Consider the following 21669-nt stretch of genomic DNA (forward strand, 5'->3'; position numbering starts at 1 on the left):
GTTTTAGACTTTCACCTCTAAGCGAAGCATAGTGGGAATTTCCAATCAGGTGGAGTCGAGACTCCATTTGATTCCCCTATGTTTCAGCTTGCTGAAACGAGTTCGCTTTGATTACCAACGATATATGTAAAGTGATGGTATAATTAAAAACGACTTGATTGCGAATGGCAATCAGGTCGTTTTTTTTCTTTTTTTTGCGTAGTGTACCCACAAGCCGTTAATTCAGTTGGTGGAAACCCAACCCAACCCGATTCGTCAAGAAAACCTTTGGAGGATTGTCTTTTGTAAAGAATGCAAGAGATATCTAGCTACAGCGCCTAGCCCTCCTTGAGGTCATAAGTCAAACCCTTCTATGGCAAAAACAGCCACGTCAGGTCTTGTCTTATGCCTGCCTTAGTCTGACCAAGGCGCCTACGCTTTTCTTAATTATTAATCACCAAAAGAACTACCTACTTAATTGATGGAACAAAATTGCACTAATATAAAAGATACCTTGTATGGAAGTAATAAAAAAGCTGATAGGTAGATCAGTATAATACCCGAGCGTTAAGCCAATCCAAACACTTGCAACAGATAAAAGAATGGAACAGATAATCATTTTAAATATAGAGGGAGTTATTAATCTTGCTGTTGATGCTGGTATGGTCATAAGTGTAAACACGAGTAAAGCTCCTACAATTTGCACAGCTTCTGCGACAGCGATGGATAATAATACAAGAAAACCGATAGAAATCTTGCGTACTGGTAGACCGGCAGCTTCTGCTCCTACTGGGTCAAATGAGTCGAACTTCAACATTCGATATCCTACAATCAAGCACATAAAAACAATCGATGATAATATTGCAATCTTCCATACTTCTTTCATTCCAATACCAACTACACTTCCAAATAAAATGTTGGAAACAAAAGAAGCTTGGTTCGTAGACAAGGCTAAAAATAAAATACCCATTCCTAAAAACACACTCAAAATAACATTAATTGATGCATCTCTACGAAAGTATTTGACACCAAGCTGACCAACTGAAACGGCGCTAAGTGTTGTGAAGAGAAGTAAACCGTTAAATGGGTTCCACCCCATGAATACTGCAAATGCTGCCCCAGAAAAACCAATATGCGAAAAAGTATGAGTGATAAAGGATAATCCTCTTGCTATCACAAAAACACCAATAAATCCTCCCATTATTGCTACGATCGTTCCTGCCAGAAAGGCCTGACGCATAAAATCGAAAGCAAACATGCAATCCCTCCTCTACTCCGTCCCATTGTAAGAATAACTACTGATGGGTTCACTTTGATTCGATTGAGAAATATGAAAAGAATTCCCATCCGCGTTTGCTTCCACTTTTGTTCCATACAATTGGGATAAAACAGATGACTTCATCATTTCCCCGACAGTCCCAATTGCATAATTCCCTTTTGTTAAATAGAGGATTCGATCCGCATATTGGGAAACAAGATTTAAATCATGGCTAATAAAAATAACACCAATTCCTAGCTTATTTGAAGTGTCTCGAACAATTGATGTTACTTGTTCCTGTGCAGCCGGATCTAAGTTAGATGTCGGTTCATCCAGAAGCATTATTTTTGGCTGCCTTGCCAATGCCTGTGCTAAATAGACTCTTTGCTTTTGACCACCTGACAATTCACTGATGGATTTATGAGAAAATTCACCGATTTGTGTCAATGCTATAATTTCATTCACCATATGCTTTTCCTTTTTTGTAAGCCATGGGCGAATAGAATGTGGTAAACCCATGCTAACAAAATCTTTAACCGCAATTGTATTTCCCATATCCATCGGCCTGGATTGTGGCACATATCCAATCACAGAATTTTTGTTCTGCGGGGTAATTCGCCCTTTATTCGGTTTAATTATCCCAAGTATTACCTTCAACAAGGTTGATTTCCCAGCCCCATTTGGTCCTATTACCCCTAAAAATTCTCCTGCATTTAGTGTAAAAGATACATCCTGTAAAACTTGTTCATTACCTAGGTGAACAGAAATATCCTCTAGAGAAAGTTGATAACCCATCCTCACGCCCCCCTCTCATTTTCATCGCTTGCCTTCAATGCTAAAACAAAACTATTTTTCCTTCATTACTTTTTCCATCTGTTTTAATAGGTCCGTTATCCATCGGACGTAATTCTTTCCCTTTGGATTTGTTTCTGTTACTTCAATAACGGGGACATCATTCTCTTTCGTTAGCATTACGAGATTTTGAATGATTGGACTATCACTTTGAATATTATTCACAAAAAATGCTATCCTTTTCTCTTTTATATCCGATTGGACGGCAGCTAAATCTTTTGGTGAGGGATCCGTTCCTTCCGCAATTGCTAATTCAAAATCCGGATTATTCACTTCAAAGTTCAGAGCCGCTAGCATATAATCAAACACTGGTTCCGATGTATCAACTAGAACAGGTTCTGATTGTTTTAGACGATCGATCAGCGTATTTAATGGCTGAAGCGAAGAAATAAATTCACTAGCATTCCGATTGAAAGTATCCTTTTTTTCTGGCATAATCTCCGATAGTTGAGCGGCCAATTCATTCGCGAGTTTGGGCATCGTTTCTGGATGATACCAAACGTGTACATTTTCACCCGGCTGGACTCCCATTAAATCTGGTGCAACGATTATTCTTTTGATATTTTCATTGTTGGAAGAAGCATTCCAAAGTTTTTCCATCCAATCGTCATAACCTGCTCCATTATAGACAATTAAATTGGCTTTACTAACGGCTTTAGACACTGAAGGAGTTGCTTCATAATCATGAGGGGCAATATTTGGATCATCGATAATAGACATAACTTCTACTAAATCTCCTCCAACTGCCTCTACAATTTCCCCATAGAATCCTTCCGCTGCAACAACACTGATGTCCGTTCTAGAAGATTGATTATCATTATTTGCACTACATCCTGCTAACAAAACGCTAATGATAATGGTAAATAAAAAATAAAAAACTTTCTTTTTCATCTTTTTCCACACCCTTGATTTACCCATTTATGATACATTAATGGTAAAGTTTACGATTAATCAGATGTGTTAATCATAATGATTACGATTAGTAGTGTCAAGATGTTTTTTTATTCAATTAATTGATTGACAGTGCTTTTAGTGTTGTTCATGATAAAAGAAACAGATATAGGGGGAAAAAAAGTGAGTCAAAGTGAAGTGAAAAAAGATATGCTTGGGGCTATGCGGACAAAGGGTTGGCGAATAACAGATCAAAGAAAAGAATTAGCTCGATTATTTTCAAATAAAGATTATTTAACTCCGATGAATGTATATGAAGAAATGTCAAAAAAATTCGCTAATATAAGCTTTAATACCGTTTATCGAAATTTAAACAGACTATTAGATATTGGTGTTTTAGAGCAGTTTCATTTTCCTGATGGCGTTAAATTTAAAATGTGTCATCTATCATCTCACCATCATCATGCTATTTGTTTAGAATGTAAAAAGACGATTCCACTTGAATTTTGCCCAATGGACATCACTCCTTCCTTACCTAAAACCTTTAAGGTAGATAGTCATCATTTTGAGATCTACGGCTATTGTAAGGACTGTAGAAGTTAATCCAGGGGCAGGACATGTGAGGGCCCACCTTCACAGATTCTACACATTTTCATGTTATTATATTAGCTGTTTATATGAAGCATAAATGAAGGGGTGACTTAAGTTGATAGGTAATGATTTGTTTAGTATAGGTGGTGTCACGTTATCCATGCACGGTTTAGGAATGGTTGTTGCGTTCCTTCTTGCAATGTGGTTATCAGTAAGGCTTGCGAAAAAGCAAGGCTTTAATCCCGACCTTGTGTATGATTTTATGACTTATGCGATGATTGGGGGGGTTTTAGGGGCGCGCTTATGGTATGTGCTTCTTAATATCGGTTATTATGGGCAGAATCCTGCCAAAATATTTGCTGTTTGGCAGGGTGGACTTGCAATTCAAGGTGGTATTTTAGGTGGTATTTTGGTCGGGTTTTGGTTTGCCAAAAAGCGGAAGATCTCTGCTTGGGAGTTTGCTGATCTCCTCGCACCAGGACTAATTCTTGGTATGGCAATTGGCCGCATAGGGGACTTCTTGGCGGGTGGGGAATACGGAATCGTATCAGAAACGTTTGGCTTTGTTTATCAACAACCCGGCACGGAAACATATATAGCTAATGGTCCTGTTCCTCTTATTCCAACGGTTTTATACGAAGCTGTTTTGGATTTAATGATTATGTGGTTCTTACTCGCTTTTAAAAGCAAAAAAATGTATGTAGGCTTTAGATTTCTTTGGATGCTCATTCTATATTCAATTGTTCGCTTTTTGACCGAATTTATCCGTGGTGATAGTATATTAATATTTTTTGACTTACGCAGCGCGCAGGTAACCAGTGTAGTGACAATTATAATTGCTGTGGCGATCATAATTCGACGCAACAAGCAAATAAGTATGAAAATCAGCTAGTGTTTTCAAATGATACTCTGTGATAATGAAGAAGGGTAGACAATTGAACAAAACACAGATTGTAATTTTGGTAGTGATAGTTTTTAGTTTTTTGTAACTGGTGGATTCTGAGTTAACAGAATTGCCAGTTTTTTATTTTTTTAAGATGGCGTAATCGAACAAGAAAATTATTATTATTTATCACAAAATTGATATGATCAAACAAAATTAACTATTGAAATAGTCGTGGAGAATGCTTTATTGCAAGGTTTTTGGAAATGTGTCGATTGATATTTAATGAATATTATTTCTGATAAGGCAGACATACTATACTCGATACGGACATTAAAAGTTGTCCTTATTGGCTATGATGAATGCGTTTACATGATTTACTATAATAACTAACCAATTGGTTGGGGGTGAGAGGTGCTCAGTAATAACAGTAAATAAGGATGAAAGGTGGGTCAAGATGTTAAAGGTTGCTGTCGTAGGGGTTAACAAAATAGGAAAACTCCATTGCCAATACTACCATTTACATCCTGAAACAATGCTCGTTGCTGTTTGTGATCTAGTAGAAGAGAGAGCTAAACATGCAGCAGAAGCATATGGTGTTGCTTGCTATACAGATTTACAACGGATGCTTGAAGTAGAAGAAATAGATATAGTAAGCGTTGCTACGGCAGGAGAAGAAAATGGTAGTCATCACTATTTACCAGTCATGACGGCAATTAAAGCTGGTAAGGATGTCTTAGTTGAAAAGCCAATCTCAAATAAGATTGAAGAAGCAAGGGAAATGGTTCAGCTAGCTAAGGAAAAACACGTTCGGTTCGGTTGTAACTTGAACCATCGATTTGTCCCTGCAGCCTACAAAGGCAAGAAGTTAATTGAAACTGGAGAATTAGGCTCGTTACTATTCATTAACATGAAGCTAACGATTCAAAATCCAAAGGACTTGACACCATGGTTCCATATGCGTGCCCTTCATCCCCATTCCATCGATGTGATGCGCTATTTTGGTGGCGAAATAAGCCGTGTTCAGTCCTTTATGACTAAAGCCCCAGGTAGGGAGACATGGTCAACAGTTTCTGTTAATATGGAATTTGAATCTGGAACTGTTGGACATTTGACGGGTAGCTATGATATGTCAAGAAGGCATCCAATCGAGTATTGTGAGGTTGCTGGTGACAATGGCCGGTTTGAAATTGATAATGTTTATGAAAGATTTACTTTTTATCCACACCAACGAGACGAACTTATTGCGACACGAAATTCTATTATGACAGGCGTTGGTAAATTCCACGATACATTTGCTAATCGTTTTGATCAGTTCATTCGTGAAGTGAAAAACGCCGTCCCACCTGAAGAGATAAGCGCTTCTGGAGCAGATGCTCTTGCCGTGCAAGAAGTGATTGAAGCTGCAATAAAGTCCCATAGTAACCAGGGGTCTGTAGTGGAAGTGCCACAAATAAATCAGCATATCATCTCATGAAACTCTACTAACTTATCCAAGTTTCTAAAAAAGTACCCTGAATAGCTAAGTGTAAAAAACAATTTGTAAGCGATTACAACTAATTAAGGGGTTGTATTATAAATAAAGGGAGGAATTGTTAATGCGTCAGGTCAAACTAAATTGGCTCACGTTTCTAGTTGGTGCAGTTCTATTTATGTTTTTGCTTGTAGGATGTAATAGCTCGGAAGGGGAAACTGCTTCAGGAGATGATAGTGGGGGAGAATCTGGTAGTGAAACATCTTCAGGCAGTGATGATGGAGGTACATCAGATGAGCCTGTTGAATTAAGTATTTTGGTTTCAGAAACTGCATCTACACCAGGTTTTAAAAAAGTTTTAGAGGGCATTGAAAGGGATTTGAATATTAAAACAAAAGTAGAAGTTCGCCCCGGTGGTCCTGAAGGGGAAAATATCGTTAAGACCCGTCTGGCAACTGGTGAAATGTCAGATTTAACTTTATTTAACTCGGGGTCTTTGTTAATGGCATTAAATCCAGAAAAGTATTTTGTTAATCTGTCTAATGAACCATTTATGGATCGTATTATGGATTCCTATAAACCTGTAGTTACAAGTAACGGAAAATTATTTGGAATTCCAGCGAGGTCAAGTCAAGTCGGTGCATGGCTCTATAATAAAAAGATCTATAAAGAGCTTAATTTGGAAGTACCAAAGACATGGGATGAATTAATGGAGAACAATGAAAAAATCAAAGCAGCAGGAAAAACAGCTGTTATTGGTACTTATGGAGAAACCTGGACTTCCCAGCTTCCAATTCTAGCCGACTACTATAATGTACAGGCTGAGGTTCCAGACTTTGCTGATAGCTATACAGAGGGTGAAGCAAAGTATTCTAATACCCCTCAAGCTTTACGTGGATTTGCTCGAATTCAAGAGATTGGTGAAAGAGGATTTATGAATGAGGATTATACTGTTGCTACTTACGATCAGGGGATGAAGATGTTAGCGGAAGGAACTGGTGCACATTATCCAATGCTGACACAAGTGTTGCCACTAATAGCTGAAAATTTTGGTGATAAGGTTAATGATATCGGTGCATTCCCGCAACCAAGTGACGATCCGTCAGTTAATGGTCATACGGTGTGGATGCCGGACGCTATAATGATTAATAAAGAGACTGAAAAATTGGAAGCTGCGAAAAAGTGGCTAGAGTATTATATTTCTGAAGAGGGAATAGCTGCATATCAGGAAGGTGACAAGAGTATAGGGCCGTTTGTTATAAAAGGTGTAGATTTACCAGAGGATGCTTATCCGGCTGTAAAGGAACTAGTTCCATATTTTGAATCTGGTAATGTTGCCCCGGCACTTGAATTTGTTTCTCCGATTAAAGGACCTAACCTACCGCAAATTTGTACTTCAGTTGGAAGCGGACAAATGACAGCTGAAGAAGCAGCTAAAATGTATGACGATGATGTAAAGAAACAAGCGAAACAATTGGGACTAAACTGGGATTAAGTTCCAATAAAATTTAATGGAACTCTGTATTTGACGGAGTTCCATTTCCTCTAAAGAAAGGAGCTGAAGATATTTGAACAACTCAATGAAAAAGATTTATCCGTTGTACTTTCTAATTCCTGCTGCTCTAATTTATTGTACGTTTTTTTTGCTTCCTACTTCAATGGCCTTTTTTTATGGTATGACTTGGTGGACATTAGATGATTGGGAATTCATATGGTTTGACAACTATATTCAATTTTTTAAAGAACCATCTTTACGAATTGGTTTTCAAAATACACTAATATACGCTTTTAGCACGATGGGTGGAAAGGTTATCCTTGGCTTATTATTAGCAGTTTTTCTTTGTTCAAAGATTAGGAACAAAAGCCTATTACGGTCAGTTGTATTCTTTCCAGCATTACTTAGTACGATTGCAGTTGGTTTCACATTTAGCGCCATGATGCATCCAACGAATGGCCTTATAAATAAAGCACTAGGAATATTGGGGATTGAAGGACCTAATTGGTTAGGTAATCCGAAAATTGCTTTATTATCTGTTGCATTAACTGATATCTGGAAAGGTGTAGGGATTGCGACTGTTATATTTATTGCAGGAATAATGGCTATACCAAAGCATTACTATGAGGCGCTGAAAATTGATGGCGGAAATGCTCTTCAATCATTTTTTCATATAACGTTGCCACTTTCCCGTCCAGCAATGAACACTGTAATCATTTTGGCTCTTATCGGTGGACTTCGTACATTTGATTTAGTTTGGGCAATGACTGGCGGTGGGCCAGGATTTAGTACGGACTTACTAGCCTCCATCGTTTATAAGCAGTACGCCAGTGGTTTCTTCGGATTAGCAACAGCAGGTAATGTGATGTTATTTGTCTTTGTTGCCCTAGTTGCATTCCCAATCTTCAGATTCCTAAATCGGAAAGAGGTGGATCTATGAGTTCAAAACAAGAAGAGATTATTACGCAATATCAACAGGAGTCTTCAGTTCAAGTGGTCAAAACAATGGCGAGGAAAAAAGTTAATAAAGGATTAATTCTAATTGAGTCCTTTGCGTTTTTAATTGCCATAATTTTTTTCGGGATTCCCTTTTATTTTGTCATTATTAATTCTTTGAAAGATAGTGGTGGGGCTGCGGAGTTAAATCTTTCATGGCCTGATAATTTTCAATTTTTACAGAACTATCAAGAGGTTCTTACACTTAATGATGGAATAGTTTTAAGAGCTTTTCTAAATAGTTCTCTAATTACTATCAGTTCTATTATTGTAATTATTTTCATTTGTTCGATGGCGGGGTTTATTCTTTCACGTCGTCAAGGAATGGCTAAAAAACTAAATTACGTTATTTTGATAGGACTAATGATTCCGCCTACTATTGTCCCTACCATTTGGCTATTACAAAAAATTGGGCTATTTAAGACATTTCCAGGGATTATTTTTTTGGAGTCCGCCTTACAATTCTCGTTTGCGTGTTTACTCTATACGGCATTTGTTGCAACGATACCAAAGGAACTAGATGAAGCTGCTCTAATGGATGGGTGTGGACCGTTTAGCTTATTTTTCAAAATTATTTTTCCGTTACTAAAACCTGTTACTTCAACTGTAATCGTGTTATCATCAATTCAAATCTATAACGATTTTGAAAACATGCTTTACTTTTTCCCTGGTGCAGATAATGCGACTGTACAGTTAACACTGTATAACTTTACTGGTATTTACGGAACGTCCTATCATTTATTATTTGCTGACGTCCTGTTAATTTCAATTCCTCCATTAGTTTTATTTATTTTCTTTAACAAAAAGATCGTTGATGGGATGACAGCTGGTGCTGTAAAGGGGTAATTAGAATCCTGTAGCAGCAGCTTGGGCTCTATTACCCAGCTTGTGTCCTCATTGACCAAGATTAAGGCGTAATAAACCATGAATGATTGCTCAGGAACCATTATGATAAATATATACCATAAGGTTTAGGCAAGACATCAGAAAGAAATGTCTTTTAATTGAAAATTGTAAGCGCTTAATAATGTTGAAAAAACAAGGGGGAAACGTGATGAAACTAGGTGTAAATTCAGTACTTTTTAGTGGTTATGACTTACAGACGGCAATTGAATACATCAAATTCAGTGGATATGATGGATTGGAATTGTCTTCTATTGTTGGAATGGTAGAACACCTGACTGATACGGCCGGTGATCATGAGTTAAATGAGATTAGAAAAGTGGTAGATGAAGCTGGATTAGAGCTATATTGTGTCGAGGCGGCTACAAATATTCTTGTTCCAGAGAATAGGGAACGAACTAAGCGTGTATTTGAACGTGCAGCAAAGCTCGGCATTCCGATGGTAACGACAGGAAGTGCTGGGAAATCGGATGATGAAGAAACGACAGAGGCTTCCATTCGAGCCATTGAAGAACTGGCGCAAGCAGCTAGTGACGTCGGTATACGCTATGCATTAAAGCTCCATTATGGTCAGAGCATTTATAACACCAAGACAGCACTACGTCTCATGGATGAAGTAAAACATCCAGGACTCGGACTCAATTTTGACGCGACACATGTCGGGCGGGTTGGAGATAATCCGGTCGAGGCGATTGGTGCCCTTCACAAATACATCATTCACACACACATTCGCGACACATTTATAGAACAATTGAAAATAGCTGCACCAGAGTTCCAGACTGCTGGTCGTGGAACAGTTCCATTAAAGGCCGTGGTAGACAAAATGATCGAAACAGGCTACGAGGGTGCGACTGTACTTGAAATTATCGGTGCAAAGGATTATAAGCTTCCAGAAGTAGTCGCAATTGCTGCTGAAAGCCGTGGTTACTTAAGTCGATTATTTGAAGAAGCAAAGGAAAAAAGGGAGGAATTACAAATATGAAGGTTGCAGTAATTGGTGTAGGAAATATCGGTAAAATTCATTGCCGTTATTATAGTGAAAATCCTGATGTTGAGCTTGTTGCAGTTTGTGATTTAATCCCTGAACGTGCAAAAGCGATGGCTGATTTGTACGGATGTAAAGCGTATGAAGACATGCACTTGATGCTAGAAAAAGAAGAGATTGATATTGTAAGTGTTGCTACAGCTGGTGAGGAAAATGGTGGAGATCACTATGAACCAGCAGTTCTTGCAATTGAGGCTGGTAAAGATGTGTTGGTTGAAAAGCCTATCTCAAATAATATCGAGCACGCTCGTGCATTGGTGCAGCTAGCTAGGAAAAAAGGAGTTCGTTTAGTGAGTAACTTAAACCACCGCTTCGTTCCTGCTGCGTACAAAGGGAAAGAATTGATTGAAAAAGACGAACTAGGCACGCTGCTATTCTTAAATATGAAATTAACCATTCAGAATCCACAAGAGTCTAGTCCATGGTTCCACCTAAGAGCACTCCATCCGCACTCTGTTGACGTTATGCGCTACTTTGCAGGTGATATTAAGCGGGTACAGGCATTTATGACTAAAGCACCAGGAAGAGAAATTTGGTCAACTGCATCCATTAACATGGAGTTTGAATCAGGGGCCGTTGGTCACTTGACTGGTAGCTATGACATGGCTGGCCGTCATCCAATTGAATACTGCGAGGTGGCTGGAAATAAAGGACGTTTTATTATTGATAACGTCTACGAAAATTTCACCTTTTATCCACATGCAAGTGATGAGCTATTAGTATTGCGTAATTCGATTATGTCTGGGGTTGGAAGCTTCCAAGAAACATTTAAAAATCGGTTAAACCACTTTATCCAGCAGGTCAAAGAAGGTGTTGCGCCTGAGGATATGGAAGCATCTGGTGCCCATGCACTAGCAGGCCAAGAAGTAATAGAAGCAGCTATTCAATCACATCTAACTAATGGTGCTGTAGTCGATGTGCCAAAATTAGGAGAGGAAATCACGTTATGATTGGAAAGAAAAAATGGATTATTCCTGATGGATTTTTGCAACCAAAGAGTACTGGAGACCAAATTAGTCATGAGGCTGTCTGTGTTCTTAATTTAGAGGATACGGATGCAGAAATTAAACTAACCTTTTATTTTGAAGACAGAGAGCCAATGACAGATTTTGTGTCAACCTGTGGTGCGAAGCGTACCCACCATATTCGCTTAGATAAATTAACAGATAAACAAGGGCAAGAAGTACCTAGGGGAATTCCTTATGCGATTGAGGTTGATAGCAATGTTCCAGTTGTTGTCCAACATAGTCGTCTCGATACCTCACAAGAAGCGCTGGCATTGTTTACAACAATGGCTTACTCGGGCTGAGCAGAATCTTTAGATTGGTTGAGCTGGGCGCTGTAGAAATATTGGAGTACGACTCGAATTCCTACTCCTAATCTACTTTACAAATTCCAATCTAGTAGAAGGGCGGAATGAATATATGAGGTTAAGAGGTAGTCAATTTATGAGTGAGAAGGATTTTCCCTTTTGGATTAACCATAAAATTCACACAGACAGAAACTTGCCTCCTATTCATGGACACGATTTCGTTGAGGTTGTTTATGTAACGGACGGAGAAGCAGAGCATATTTTTGAAGGGGAGTTGTATCACGTATCGGCTGGTGATGTGTTTATCATCAATCCTGGCGAGGTCCATACTTACAAGCTAAAAGAAGATAGTCAGCTAAGTATTATTAACTGTCTATTTATGCCGACACTATTTGATGAGGTTTGGTTGAGAGGATTAGGAATTTCTGAATCGATGGACTATTTTTACGTACACCCTTTCTTAGATAAAAGTGAGCGATTTCACAGGTGCTTAAATCTTCGTGGTCAGGAAGCAGAGGAGACGTATCGTTTGTTACAAAATATGATAAATGAGTTTGAGTCAAAAAGGAACGGTTATGCAACCTTGATTCGCCTTCAATTGGTGCAGTTGTTAGTCCAATTATCAAGGATGTATCAAAAGGTAAATGGTGATTCGCGACAAACGAACGTGAAAAGTGAGGAACGGAAAACATTTATTCAGCGCATTTGTGGATACTTGGAGAGACATTATGATCAAAAGCTTACCCTTACGATTCTTTCTGAATTATTCAATATCAGCTCAAGGCATTTAAATCGAATTTTTAAAGAAGAAACCGGTAAAACCGTTATTGAATTTGTTCACCAGGTAAGAATTAACCGAGCAAAAAAACTATTAACCGAATCCGATGCGAAAATTATTTGCATTGCGATGGATGTAGGATATGATGATCCAGCTTTTTTCACTCGTTTATTTAGTCGGATGGTTGGATGTTCTCCGGGTAAATACCGAGAAAAAATAAACGGTAATGTAGTTGTTAATGGAATCACTTTAGACGAAACGAGTGTAACCGAATCACATATCCAAACCATCTGTTAACCTATCAAGGTAATGATAACGTAAATAGGAATCGACAAAAAAATAGAGCTGACTAGCTTGTCTATTCCTGTCGGGTCTAGCAAGGCGCCCTGCGCTTTTCTTAAATAAAGGAGGATTTCTATGAGGAAACCAAATGTAATTGTTTTTGGGATTGATAGTTTACGTCGTGACTTTATGAGTAGTTATGGTTATCATCGCTTGACGACACCACATATCGATAAAATAGCAAGTGAAGGCGTATTATTTGAGAATCACTTTAGTCCAAGTATTCCAACAACTCCAGCATATGCTTCGATGTTAACTGGGATGGATTGCTTTGGCACGGATGTCGTTGCGCTTAGGCACCAAGGTGGGTTAGGTAATCATGTAAAGACACTTGCTGAAGTGCTAGAGGATAATGGGTATAACACTACTTGTGTTGGTTTTTCAAACAATCCATCTTCTCGTGGATTTCAGAACTACTTAGATTATGAAGCATGGGTAGCAGATGAAACTGGTAGATGCCCGAAAGCGGAAAATTTGAATGAGGTGGCTATTCCTGAATTAAGACGGTTAAATGAGGAAGGTAAACCATTCTTTTTGTTCTTACGTCATATGGATCCACACTCCCCGTACCTTCCGCCCAAACCATTTGAACGAATGTTTTATGATGATGATGAAAAGGATCCTGCCAATGATTCAATGGAACCGGTGTATAAATTCAAGCCTCATGCCGACTTTTTAAAATCATGGATTCCAGAAGGAGTAACGGATGAAAGGTATGTAACGGCACAATATGAGGGTGCAATTGCGTATATGGATGTGTGCATACAAAATATTTTTGCGACTGTAGAAGATTTAGGGATTGAGGAAGAGACGTTAATTGTGATTACATCAGACCATGGTGAGACGTTGTATGAACATGATTGTTATTTTGACCATCACGGCATGTATGATAACTGTCTCGTTGTTCCTCTCATTATGAAATATCCTGGTAAGCTTCCATCTGGAAAAAGGATGAAAGATGAAACATTAATCCAAGACATCATGCCAACTATATTGGATGTAATGGGAATTCAAACCGATATTCCTTTTACTGGTCGGAATCTAGTTGACGTTGTTAATGGGAAAGACTTGCCTCAAGTTTCTGAGTTTTACATTACAGAATGTACGTGGATGCGGAAGCACGGCTGGCGTACACCGGAATGGAAATTGATTCAATCGTTAGAGCCAGATTTCCACTTTAAACCCGAGATCGAGTTATATAACTTGATCAAAGATCCAGCAGAAAATCATAACGTTGCTGAACGCGAGCCGGAAGTAGTTGCTTTATTGCAAAAACGGATGGAGGACTATATCGTGAGGCGTGAAGCGGAAACTGGTCGAATAAACCCGATCTATACAAATGTTAATTATCATGGATTAGGGACTGGTCCATTTAAATCTTCGGAAGATGCCTACAATCATTTGTATTTAGGCTCGATTACGAATGCGCGGAAACTACAATCGAAATAGAACAATGTGAGGGGACTGTCTTTTAGGCAGCTCCCTTTTGGACTATGGGAATGAGTGCTTGAGCTTATAATTGGAGGCTTTTGATGGGGGCTGTTAATAAAGTGACAGCCATGAATAATAGGTTGCAATTGTAATCAAAGCAAATAGTTTGGGCCAGAAGTCACGTCTAACGAACTTGAGGGGGAAATGATGGGGATATTAAAAATTCCAGAGTGGATCATTAAGTTTACCTATGTGAATTTATTGTGGTATTGCTTTACCGTTGTTGGATTATTTTTCTTTGGCTTTTTCCCAGCAACAATGGCGCTCTTTGCGATAATTAGAAAATGGATCATGGGCGAAACGGACATACCGACCTTTCGAACATTTTGGCATTACTACAAAAAGGATTTTGTTAAAAGTAATGTTGTTGGGTTTATGTTAACGATTAGTAGTGCTATGCTTTATTTGGATTATGTGCTGTTAGAACAAGCTAGGGGTCTCATTTTTAACAGTTTGTTTGCGTTATTATTGCCGATTATTTTTATGTTTATCTTTACGATATGTTATAGCTTCTCCGTATTCGTTCACTATAATTTCCGTCCAGTAAAGGTAATCCATCAAGCCTTTTTGGTGATGATTGTTTCTCCATTATCTACATTGATGATGATAGCAGGTATGGTCATCCTGTATTTCTCTTTACGTGGTTTTCCGGGGTTAGTAGTCTTGTTTGGGCCGAGTTTGCTTGCATTATTAGTGATGTATTCGTCGTACCTTTCCTTTGAAAATATTTTGAATAGAAAACAGAAAGATTCAGTTGAGGTTGGTAGTGCACAAGATCATCATTCATAGATTATCGTTTATTAGTTATTTTAGCGTCAGTTGGCATCTCAACGAATCAAATGACTCCCGTTTACAAAAATGAAAGCCCGGCTTTAGTCCGGGCTTTTAACAATAGGTAAGAAAGTATAAAAAACCAAGAGCTGTCTAGCTCCGGGCGCCTACCCCGCATGAGGTCTTAAGTCAATCCTCTATGTGGCAAAGACCGCCACGTCGAGTCTTGACTTAAGCTTGTCGGGGGTGACCAAGGCGTCCTGCGCTTTTCGTATCATTTGCCATTAACTCATCCATTTTCCCCTTTGATGGATTTAGTTTCCACTCTTCAAAAGTAAGTCCTACTGTTGCTAGGATAGCTTCAATCCTTCGTCGAAAAGGCAATCCTTCTTTTTCGAGCTGGATTGTCAGTGGATCAGGCTTGCCTTGTAAGGTAAGCCTGACCCACTCATCTATTTCATGTTCAAATTGTAGGACTAATGGCTTATTTTGTTCCGCTAGATTATGAGATTCAGTTGGATCACTTGTAATATCATATAACTCACAAACTGGTCGGGTAAATGGACCACTGTCATAGTTTCGGATAAATTTATAACGGTCAGTTCTTATGCCACGGGCTGCTTGCCAGGCACACTCACTTAAGAAAACCTTGGATACAGTCCTATCTTTCTCACCAAATATTGTTGGCCAGAGACTTTTGCCATCCAAATTATCAGGGGGTAGTGGAGCTGTGACCGAAGGATGATTATTTTTTTCAATTGCCTCTAAGATAGTTGGTAATAGATCCACTTGTTGCGTCAGTCCCTTTACACGTTTTCCTTCAGGGATAACGCCTGGCCATCTTATTAATGTCGGTACACGAACGGTTGTGTCATACAATCCGCAATGGTCCCAGTAAATATCGTGTTCGGTTAAACTTTCTCCATGATCACCGAAAATAACGAGTAAGGTATCTTCCTTAATTCCTAAATCATCAAGGTGGTTATCCAATTCTTTTAACCGCTCATCGAGATAACGAACCTCGGCGTCATACAAAGCATTAACATAATCTGCATCGGTTACATGGCCAATCAAATCAAAGTGGTGGTGTTTAAAAAAAGGATAGGCGAGGTGATTATAGGCGCCATCCATACTGTTGTTTCCCTTGTCATAACGATCCTTTTTACTATCATAAAATTGGTCGATGTACTCCTTTGGTGGTAAATAGGGTGTGTGTGGATCCCAGTAGTGTAAAAATAAGAAAAAGTCCTCGTCTTTATGTTCTTTTATCCATGGTTTGGCTAGGTTGTTAACTGTTTTCCCGTCAATCCAGCGATTTTCACCTACACTATTAATGTAGTAACGAAATCCTCTGGCGAACCATTCTTTTAGCTGGTACAAATTGTCAACGGCACCAGTAGTGAAACCAGCGTTACGGAGCATGGTCGGCAACCATTCGGTAGATTTAGGTAAATGAGTTAAACTAGAGCCGTGCGAGACAATTCCGGTACGAAGGCCAACTTTGCCAGTGAAGATAGCGGTATGAACTGCTTCCGTTGGGATATCAGCTGCAAACATATTTTCAAACAATACGCCTTCTTCGGCAATTTTATCTAAATAAGGGCTCGTTGGTTTATGATAGCCATAACAGCCTAACCGATTAGCCCGGAGTGAATCGAGAGAAATCATGATAATTTTCAAAGCGAAGAACCTCCTTGTATCATACTACAGTAGGGAAATAGTAATAAATACGTTTACTCTATTTTACTATTTGTGATGACTATACTCGACCCTTATTCGGCCATTTGTCATGGTCGATTGCGCCATGGTTCGTTTTTTGTTTGATAAGAACTGGAACGAGTTTTGATTTTATGCCACAATAATGTTGGGATAAATGGAATAAGTTTGTATTAATTAGTCGTTGGAGGTTGAAACATGGCAGAGCCGAAAATTACGGTTGTTGGAAGTATTAATATGGACTTGGTAATTGGGACTGATCGAATTCCAAGGCAAGGGGAAACGATTATAGGTTCTGGTTATAGCACTTTTCCGGGCGGTAAAGGCGCTAATCAAGCAGTGGCTGCAGCGCGACTTGGTGGATATATGACGATGATCGGAGCAGTTGGCAATGATAGTTTTGGCAAAGAACTATTAAGAAACTTGACATTAAACAGGATTAATACAGACGCAGTTACTGTCTATGAGCATGAAAAATCAGGAATGGCGTTTATTATGTTGTCTAAACGGGATAACCGGATCATTGTTAGTCCAGGAACAAATCATCTTGTCGATAAGCACCTGATTAAAAAACATCACGAGATTATATCAGCTAGTGACGTTCTATTACTTCAACTAGAAATACCGCTTGAAGCTGTGATGGAGGCAGCAACAATCGCTAAGCAAAGTGGTGTGAAGGTTATCCTTAATCCAGCACCATATAGGTCTTTACCGATAGAATTACTCAATCAAGTTGATTATTTAACCCCAAATGATCAAGAAGCGGAAAGGTTACTATCTGAAATTGATGACCCGTCAAAAATCGAAGACAAGTTAGTCGTAACGAAAGGGAAACAAGGTGTTAACATGTTTGACCATAAGAAATGTATAACTATTCCCGGTTATGATGTCGAGGTGGAAGATACAACTGGTGCAGGTGATACGTTTAACGGGGCATTTGCTTATTGGATTGCTAAAGGTGATTCGCTTGAGATGGCGTGCCATAAAGCCAATGCTGCTGCAGCCTTATCAGTTACTAAAAAAGGTGCACAAAGTGGGATGCCGACGATGCAGCAGTTAGACAATTTTTTAGCTAATAACTAATAAGCAAACTTGTTCTAACAATAACTTCTTTGAAAGACTGCTCGGACGTTCTTGCAGTCTTTTGCTTTTAAAAAGGAACTACCTTTAAACAAGGTAGTTCAACTATACTCGTAAGATAAGATAGTCGCCATCCTTTGTTTTTACAGTATCAGCTTTCATAGCTTTGGCAAGGTCTTGTGCCATTCGCTTTTGTTGTTCCTCCTCCTCGGCAAACAAGGCAAGCGGGCTACCGGTAATCACTCGGTTTCTGGTCATCGTTACAATCGCAAGTATTTGATAATTCGGTCTTTCGGAAGATTCTCGCCCCATCTTTATTCCCTCCCAACATATTTCGTTTTCATCAATGAGCTACTTTTCTTAACACTTTCAAGCACTGGTGCGTTTTTAACTGTATCAATTAACTTGTTAATATCTCCAGTAATAGGGACTAGTGTGATGACAATTCTGCCCTCATCATATTCCTTTCTACTAAAATGATACCTTTTTCCACCCAATGCTCGTGTTGCCTCAAATAGAATGGCTTGTCTTTGTCCGAAATTATCTAACCCAATTCGGTAATGCTCTTGATGGGGGTAGATGACGACAGCAAGACCTTCTTCTTCGTACATCTTCGCTGCATTATCACTTCCAAGAAGATTAGAAACATATATACCATCAACAAATAGTTCCGAGCCTTTAATTTCTACTTTTCCTTGCTTTACATCAGCAATGTCACCAATGCTTTTCCCTTTGGAAAATCGATTAATGATATAGAAGGTAATTCCACCAACAACTATTGCAGCAATAACATTAATCCACATTTGATCAAGGTTCAAAATTTGGATCGTTAAGGAAGAGACAAGGGCCACAACTAATGCAAAATAATTTCTGGCTTCAAATGTTTTAGCGATACCATCAATGTAGGCATCCCCACGATATGTATATTCCGTGTTCTCAAGGTCTTTTAAGCTTTCTCTTTCTGACCTTCTTACGTCACGGAATTGTTGAATGGCAAGTGTTAAAAAAGTGACTGCGACAAAGTTTTTAGTCATTAATGCTGGTATTGCAACGGCTCCAAGCGAGGCTGCTATAAAGCCTGTTATTACATGAATTAAATATCCGTTTGGATAACTAGGGTATTGACGATAATCCGCTTTGATTGTTAGAAGTCGGGCCGTCGTTCCAAGAACTACTCCAGTTACAATCATTACGAGATACTGTGTTGAAATCATTTCATTTTCCATGATGAACCTCCTTGTGAAGGATATAGAGAAATTAGTAATCTTTAGTTATTATGTTACTGTAGGAAAAATTTATTCATTTTAATCAGTTATCCATGGTGTCTAACGTGACATCTGCATACAGCCTACATTAATCTGATATTGTATTTTATAAAAATAAAGAGAATTGAAGCATGAATATCTTTTTTCTTTGTTTATGCAGTAGACAAACTTTGAATGTCGTTGTTATAATAACTTTACATAAATTGTAATTGTAATAATTATTATGTAAACGCTAACAAATATTGAGTTGATTCTTTTATATGGTATTAATCATATGAATAACAAAATTGTTGACTTAATGACAATAGAAAAGAGGTAAAAAGATGGCTCGAGTTACAACTATTGGTGGCCTTTATCGCTTGTTGGAGTGGCTAATGTGGATTTGCTATATCAATTTATTGTGGATTGCGGCCTCCCTAATTGGGCTGCTGTTTCTTGGGATTTTTCCTGCAACGGTTGCTACTTTTACTGTTATCCGAAATTTACTACTTAAAGATAGTACCAAAGGAATATTTAGTTTGTTTATTAAAACTTACAAGCAAGAATTTTTAAAAGCAAATGCAACTGGTTATATTCTCTTATTAATCGGCTACATTCTTTACCTTGACTTTTTATTTATTGGTAATGTAAGTGGGATATTGTTCTATGCTCTGCAGACGGCGTTGTTATTCATTAGCGTGGTTTACCTAATTACCTTTCTTTATATTATTCCGGTATATGTACATTTTCAATTGAAATTTTTTCAATATTTTAAACAGGCTGCTTTGATTGGAATTTTTAGTCCGGTCATGACAATAATTATGGCTGTTTGCTTAGTTGTTCTATATTATATATTGCTGTGGATTCCTGGACTAATTCCATTTGTCACTATGGGAGTTGCTTCCTTTATCATAATGGGGATAGCTTTATTCGTTTTTAATAAACTAGAAACAAAACAACAGGACCTCCAAACACCTAAAAGTTGAGCTTCCTTAAACCAATTAAGGAGAGATGTTGATGGTATATCGAGTTTTTTTGGTCGACGATGACCGCTATGTTAGAAAAGGTCTTCGTAGTTTAATAGACTGGAACAGTTGTGGGTTTGAGGTTTGTGCTGAAGCAGATAATGGAGAGGATGCTCTATATTACATTAAAAATGAAAATCCTGATTTAGTTATTACAGATATCCGTATGCCAGTACTTGATGGTCTTGCATTAATTAAGCATACCGTTGAGTTAACCGACTCCAGTTCCAATTTCATTATTATTAGTGGATATAGTGATTTTAGTTACGCACAAAAAGCTGTTCGTTACGGTGTTCATGACTTTATTTTAAAACCTATTGATAAGGACGAGCTTGAATCCACATTGAAAAAGGTTTCGTATAAGATCAAGAAAGAACGTGAACGGAATGAAAGTAACGAGCACATGATTCGTAATTCAATTCTAAATGACTTACTAACAGGGAAAATGGAAGAAGCAATTCAGAAGGAAAACTTGGAAAAACTTCGTTTGCAGCAAGGAAGACTACTTTGTTACATGTTTTTTGAATTAAACAAGCCAGTTTCAATTTCATCATTTCGTGAGGTTGTTGATGGTGTTATTTCTTCAAATAAGCACTCTTTTTATATTCGGGAGCACAGTCGGAATGGAATTGGATTATTAGTTACGTTTGACCCAGACACTAACTTTATTGGTAGTAATGGAATAGCTGAAGTTTTACAAACTAGGCTGAGGAAAGAATTTGATACAGCAGTCACTGTTTTCGTCGGAAAAACGATTCAAGACCATGAAGAATTAAGACAGTCTTATGAAACAGCTGTTATGGCTCTCCAGTATAAGTTCATTGAACCTGAAGAAAACCCAATTATTTTTGAAAATATAGCAGAAAAAGCGATTAACTACATTGAACTAGATCAATCTTTTTACGATGCCTTTATGGAAGAGATAGAAGAATTCAATGAAACGTCGATTGTCGATACAGTTGAAAGAATGATGAGGGAGTTCCAAGAAAAGTCGTTTTCTATGTCAGCAGTGGAAACATCAATTAATCGTGTTGTTCATGAAGTTGTCACGAAAATTAAATCCTTAGATGGGGACGAGTCGCAGGTAACTACTTTACCGGCAATGCTGCACTGGGAAGAGCATCCACTAACTCATAAGCAAATCAAGCAGCTGTTATCAGATTTTGTGTTAGAATCAGCTGAATTGATTTTTGAATTAAATAAAAATAATGCAAAAGGGAACATTGTTCGCATTAAAAAGTACATTGATACAAATTTCCGAGAAAACCTAACCTTGAAAGGGATCGCAAAAGAATTTTATATGAATCCTGTTTATATGGGCCAATTGTTCAAAAACACTTTTGGTATATACTTTAAAGATTACTTCCTTCAAGTTAGGATGAATGAAGCTAAAAAAATGCTTCGACAAACTGATATGAAAATTTATGAGGTTGCTGAGAGTGTTGGATTTACCAATCCAGATTATTTTGTTATACAATTTGAAAAATTGGTGGGCATGTCACCGTCTAAATACCGCAACAAAGTGAAAGAAAAATAATCAAAA

21 protein-coding genes are annotated in these 21669 nt (G+C 38.2%); 15 read left to right on the forward strand and 6 right to left on the reverse strand.

Annotation, left to right across the window (positions count from 1 at the left end; translation table 11 throughout):
* Positions 1 to 445: 445 nt before the first annotated feature.
* From NC799_RS03150 to NC799_RS03160, 3 genes are read right to left on the reverse strand one after another with little or no spacing between them, the layout of a single operon-like run.
* Positions 446 to 1237 carry a metal ABC transporter permease gene (locus NC799_RS03150; RefSeq protein WP_272444882.1) on the reverse strand — a complete coding sequence of 264 codons (792 nt, stop codon included), beginning with the start codon at positions 1235 to 1237 and terminating at the stop codon, positions 446 to 448.
* A gap of 12 nt (positions 1238 to 1249) precedes the next feature.
* Positions 1250 to 2032: a metal ABC transporter ATP-binding protein gene (locus NC799_RS03155; RefSeq protein ID WP_272444883.1), complete on the reverse strand. Its 783-nt coding sequence runs from the start codon at positions 2030 to 2032 to the stop codon at positions 1250 to 1252.
* A 51-nt stretch (positions 2033 to 2083) separates the two neighbouring features.
* The gene (locus NC799_RS03160) at positions 2084 to 2980 is read right to left on the reverse strand and encodes a metal ABC transporter solute-binding protein, Zn/Mn family (RefSeq protein WP_272444884.1); all 897 of its coding nucleotides are present in this window, start codon (positions 2978 to 2980) and stop codon (positions 2084 to 2086) included.
* A gap of 183 nt (positions 2981 to 3163) precedes the next feature.
* Between NC799_RS03160 and NC799_RS03165 the strand changes: the two genes are divergently transcribed.
* The 12 genes from NC799_RS03165 to NC799_RS03220 all read left to right on the forward strand — a co-directional run bounded on the left by NC799_RS03165 (position 3164) and on the right by NC799_RS03220 (position 15079).
* Entirely contained in the window at positions 3164 to 3583 is a 420-nt protein-coding gene (locus tag NC799_RS03165) for a Fur family transcriptional regulator (RefSeq protein WP_272444885.1), read from the forward strand.
* A gap of 103 nt (positions 3584 to 3686) precedes the next feature.
* Complete coding sequence (gene lgt / locus NC799_RS03170; protein WP_272444886.1) at positions 3687 to 4463, forward strand: prolipoprotein diacylglyceryl transferase; 777 nt, start codon at positions 3687 to 3689, stop codon at positions 4461 to 4463.
* A gap of 448 nt (positions 4464 to 4911) precedes the next feature.
* Positions 4912 to 5931, forward strand: coding sequence for a Gfo/Idh/MocA family protein (locus NC799_RS03175; protein WP_272444887.1), 1020 nt, complete (start codon positions 4912 to 4914; stop codon positions 5929 to 5931).
* 121 nt (positions 5932 to 6052) lie between these two features.
* Positions 6053 to 7423, forward strand: a complete 1371-nt coding sequence (locus NC799_RS03180) for an ABC transporter substrate-binding protein (protein WP_272444888.1) — start codon at positions 6053 to 6055, stop codon at positions 7421 to 7423.
* Between the two features lie 85 nt (positions 7424 to 7508).
* Positions 7509 to 8363 carry a carbohydrate ABC transporter permease gene (locus tag NC799_RS03185; protein ID WP_417006666.1) on the forward strand — a complete coding sequence of 285 codons (855 nt, stop codon included), beginning with the start codon at positions 7509 to 7511 and terminating at the stop codon, positions 8361 to 8363.
* Positions 8360 to 9265 carry a carbohydrate ABC transporter permease gene (locus tag NC799_RS03190; protein WP_272444890.1) on the forward strand — a complete coding sequence of 302 codons (906 nt, stop codon included), beginning with the start codon at positions 8360 to 8362 and terminating at the stop codon, positions 9263 to 9265. The genes NC799_RS03185 and NC799_RS03190 overlap by 4 nt, the downstream gene beginning before the upstream one ends.
* Before the next feature lie 208 nt (positions 9266 to 9473).
* Complete coding sequence (locus tag NC799_RS03195) at positions 9474 to 10304, forward strand: sugar phosphate isomerase/epimerase family protein (RefSeq protein WP_272444891.1); 831 nt, start codon at positions 9474 to 9476, stop codon at positions 10302 to 10304.
* Positions 10301 to 11317: a Gfo/Idh/MocA family protein gene (locus tag NC799_RS03200; RefSeq protein ID WP_272444892.1), complete on the forward strand. Its 1017-nt coding sequence runs from the start codon at positions 10301 to 10303 to the stop codon at positions 11315 to 11317. Before NC799_RS03195 ends, NC799_RS03200 begins: the two co-directional genes overlap by 4 nt.
* Complete coding sequence (locus NC799_RS03205) at positions 11314 to 11676, forward strand: sensory rhodopsin transducer (RefSeq protein WP_272444893.1); 363 nt, start codon at positions 11314 to 11316, stop codon at positions 11674 to 11676. Before NC799_RS03200 ends, NC799_RS03205 begins: the two co-directional genes overlap by 4 nt.
* Before the next feature lie 139 nt (positions 11677 to 11815).
* Positions 11816 to 12754 (forward strand): AraC family transcriptional regulator, encoded by a 939-nt coding sequence (locus tag NC799_RS03210; protein ID WP_272444894.1) that lies wholly within the window; start codon positions 11816 to 11818, stop codon positions 12752 to 12754.
* 120 nt (positions 12755 to 12874) lie between these two features.
* Positions 12875 to 14248, forward strand: a complete 1374-nt coding sequence (locus NC799_RS03215) for a sulfatase family protein (RefSeq protein WP_272444895.1) — start codon at positions 12875 to 12877, stop codon at positions 14246 to 14248.
* A gap of 189 nt (positions 14249 to 14437) precedes the next feature.
* Positions 14438 to 15079: a YesL family protein gene (locus NC799_RS03220; protein ID WP_272444896.1), complete on the forward strand. Its 642-nt coding sequence runs from the start codon at positions 14438 to 14440 to the stop codon at positions 15077 to 15079.
* Positions 15080 to 15292: 213 nt separating this feature from the next.
* Here the strand turns inward: NC799_RS03220 and NC799_RS03225 are convergent, their stop codons facing one another.
* Positions 15293 to 16741 (reverse strand): sulfatase-like hydrolase/transferase, encoded by a 1449-nt coding sequence (locus tag NC799_RS03225; protein WP_272444897.1) that lies wholly within the window; start codon positions 16739 to 16741, stop codon positions 15293 to 15295.
* Between the two features lie 234 nt (positions 16742 to 16975).
* On the opposite strand from NC799_RS03225, the gene rbsK reads away from it, so the two are divergent.
* Complete coding sequence (gene rbsK, locus NC799_RS03230; RefSeq protein WP_272444898.1) at positions 16976 to 17860, forward strand: ribokinase; 885 nt, start codon at positions 16976 to 16978, stop codon at positions 17858 to 17860.
* Positions 17861 to 17962: 102 nt separating this feature from the next.
* Here the strand turns inward: rbsK and NC799_RS03235 are convergent, their stop codons facing one another.
* Entirely contained in the window at positions 17963 to 18169 is a 207-nt protein-coding gene (locus NC799_RS03235) for a capping complex subunit for YIEGIA (protein WP_272444899.1), read from the reverse strand.
* A 2-nt stretch (positions 18170 to 18171) separates the two neighbouring features.
* On the reverse strand, positions 18172 to 19083 hold the full coding sequence (locus NC799_RS03240) for a YIEGIA family protein (protein WP_272444900.1): 912 nt from the start codon (positions 19081 to 19083) through the stop codon (positions 18172 to 18174).
* A gap of 362 nt (positions 19084 to 19445) precedes the next feature.
* On the opposite strand from NC799_RS03240, the gene NC799_RS03245 reads away from it, so the two are divergent.
* Positions 19446 to 20087: a YesL family protein gene (locus tag NC799_RS03245; protein ID WP_272444901.1), complete on the forward strand. Its 642-nt coding sequence runs from the start codon at positions 19446 to 19448 to the stop codon at positions 20085 to 20087.
* A gap of 31 nt (positions 20088 to 20118) precedes the next feature.
* Positions 20119 to 21663 carry a response regulator transcription factor gene (locus tag NC799_RS03250; RefSeq protein ID WP_272444902.1) on the forward strand — a complete coding sequence of 515 codons (1545 nt, stop codon included), beginning with the start codon at positions 20119 to 20121 and terminating at the stop codon, positions 21661 to 21663.
* The last annotated feature ends 6 nt before the right edge of the window (positions 21664 to 21669 follow it).

This window comes from Aquibacillus salsiterrae, from assembly GCF_028416595.1.
In the GTDB taxonomy this organism is placed as follows: domain Bacteria; phylum Bacillota; class Bacilli; order Bacillales; family Amphibacillaceae; genus Aquibacillus_A; species Aquibacillus_A salsiterrae.

Bases quoted from the DNA above. Each gene is read 5' to 3' on its own strand.
- NC799_RS03150 (WP_272444882.1), bottom strand. From the start codon at position 1,237: ATGTTTGCTTTCGATTTTATGCGTCAGGCCTTTCTGGCAGGAACGATC.
- NC799_RS03155 (WP_272444883.1), bottom strand. From the start codon at position 2,032: ATGGGTTATCAACTTTCTCTAGAGGATATTTCTGTTCACCTAGGTAAT.
- NC799_RS03160 (WP_272444884.1), bottom strand. From the start codon at position 2,980: ATGAAAAAGAAAGTTTTTTATTTTTTATTTACCATTATCATTAGCGTT.
- NC799_RS03175 (WP_272444887.1), top strand. From the start codon at position 4,912: ATGTTAAAGGTTGCTGTCGTAGGGGTTAACAAAATAGGAAAACTCCAT.
- NC799_RS03180 (WP_272444888.1), top strand. From the start codon at position 6,053: ATGCGTCAGGTCAAACTAAATTGGCTCACGTTTCTAGTTGGTGCAGTT.
- NC799_RS03185 (WP_417006666.1), top strand. From the start codon at position 7,509: ATGAAAAAGATTTATCCGTTGTACTTTCTAATTCCTGCTGCTCTAATT.
- NC799_RS03190 (WP_272444890.1), top strand. From the start codon at position 8,360: ATGAGTTCAAAACAAGAAGAGATTATTACGCAATATCAACAGGAGTCT.
- NC799_RS03195 (WP_272444891.1), top strand. From the start codon at position 9,474: ATGAAACTAGGTGTAAATTCAGTACTTTTTAGTGGTTATGACTTACAG.
- NC799_RS03200 (WP_272444892.1), top strand. From the start codon at position 10,301: ATGAAGGTTGCAGTAATTGGTGTAGGAAATATCGGTAAAATTCATTGC.
- NC799_RS03205 (WP_272444893.1), top strand. From the start codon at position 11,314: ATGATTGGAAAGAAAAAATGGATTATTCCTGATGGATTTTTGCAACCA.
- NC799_RS03210 (WP_272444894.1), top strand. From the start codon at position 11,816: ATGAGTGAGAAGGATTTTCCCTTTTGGATTAACCATAAAATTCACACA.
- NC799_RS03215 (WP_272444895.1), top strand. From the start codon at position 12,875: ATGAGGAAACCAAATGTAATTGTTTTTGGGATTGATAGTTTACGTCGT.
- NC799_RS03220 (WP_272444896.1), top strand. From the start codon at position 14,438: ATGGGGATATTAAAAATTCCAGAGTGGATCATTAAGTTTACCTATGTG.
- rbsK (WP_272444898.1), top strand. From the start codon at position 16,976: ATGGCAGAGCCGAAAATTACGGTTGTTGGAAGTATTAATATGGACTTG.
- NC799_RS03235 (WP_272444899.1), bottom strand. From the start codon at position 18,169: ATGGGGCGAGAATCTTCCGAAAGACCGAATTATCAAATACTTGCGATT.
- NC799_RS03240 (WP_272444900.1), bottom strand. From the start codon at position 19,083: ATGGAAAATGAAATGATTTCAACACAGTATCTCGTAATGATTGTAACT.
- NC799_RS03245 (WP_272444901.1), top strand. From the start codon at position 19,446: ATGGCTCGAGTTACAACTATTGGTGGCCTTTATCGCTTGTTGGAGTGG.
- NC799_RS03250 (WP_272444902.1), top strand. From the start codon at position 20,119: ATGGTATATCGAGTTTTTTTGGTCGACGATGACCGCTATGTTAGAAAA.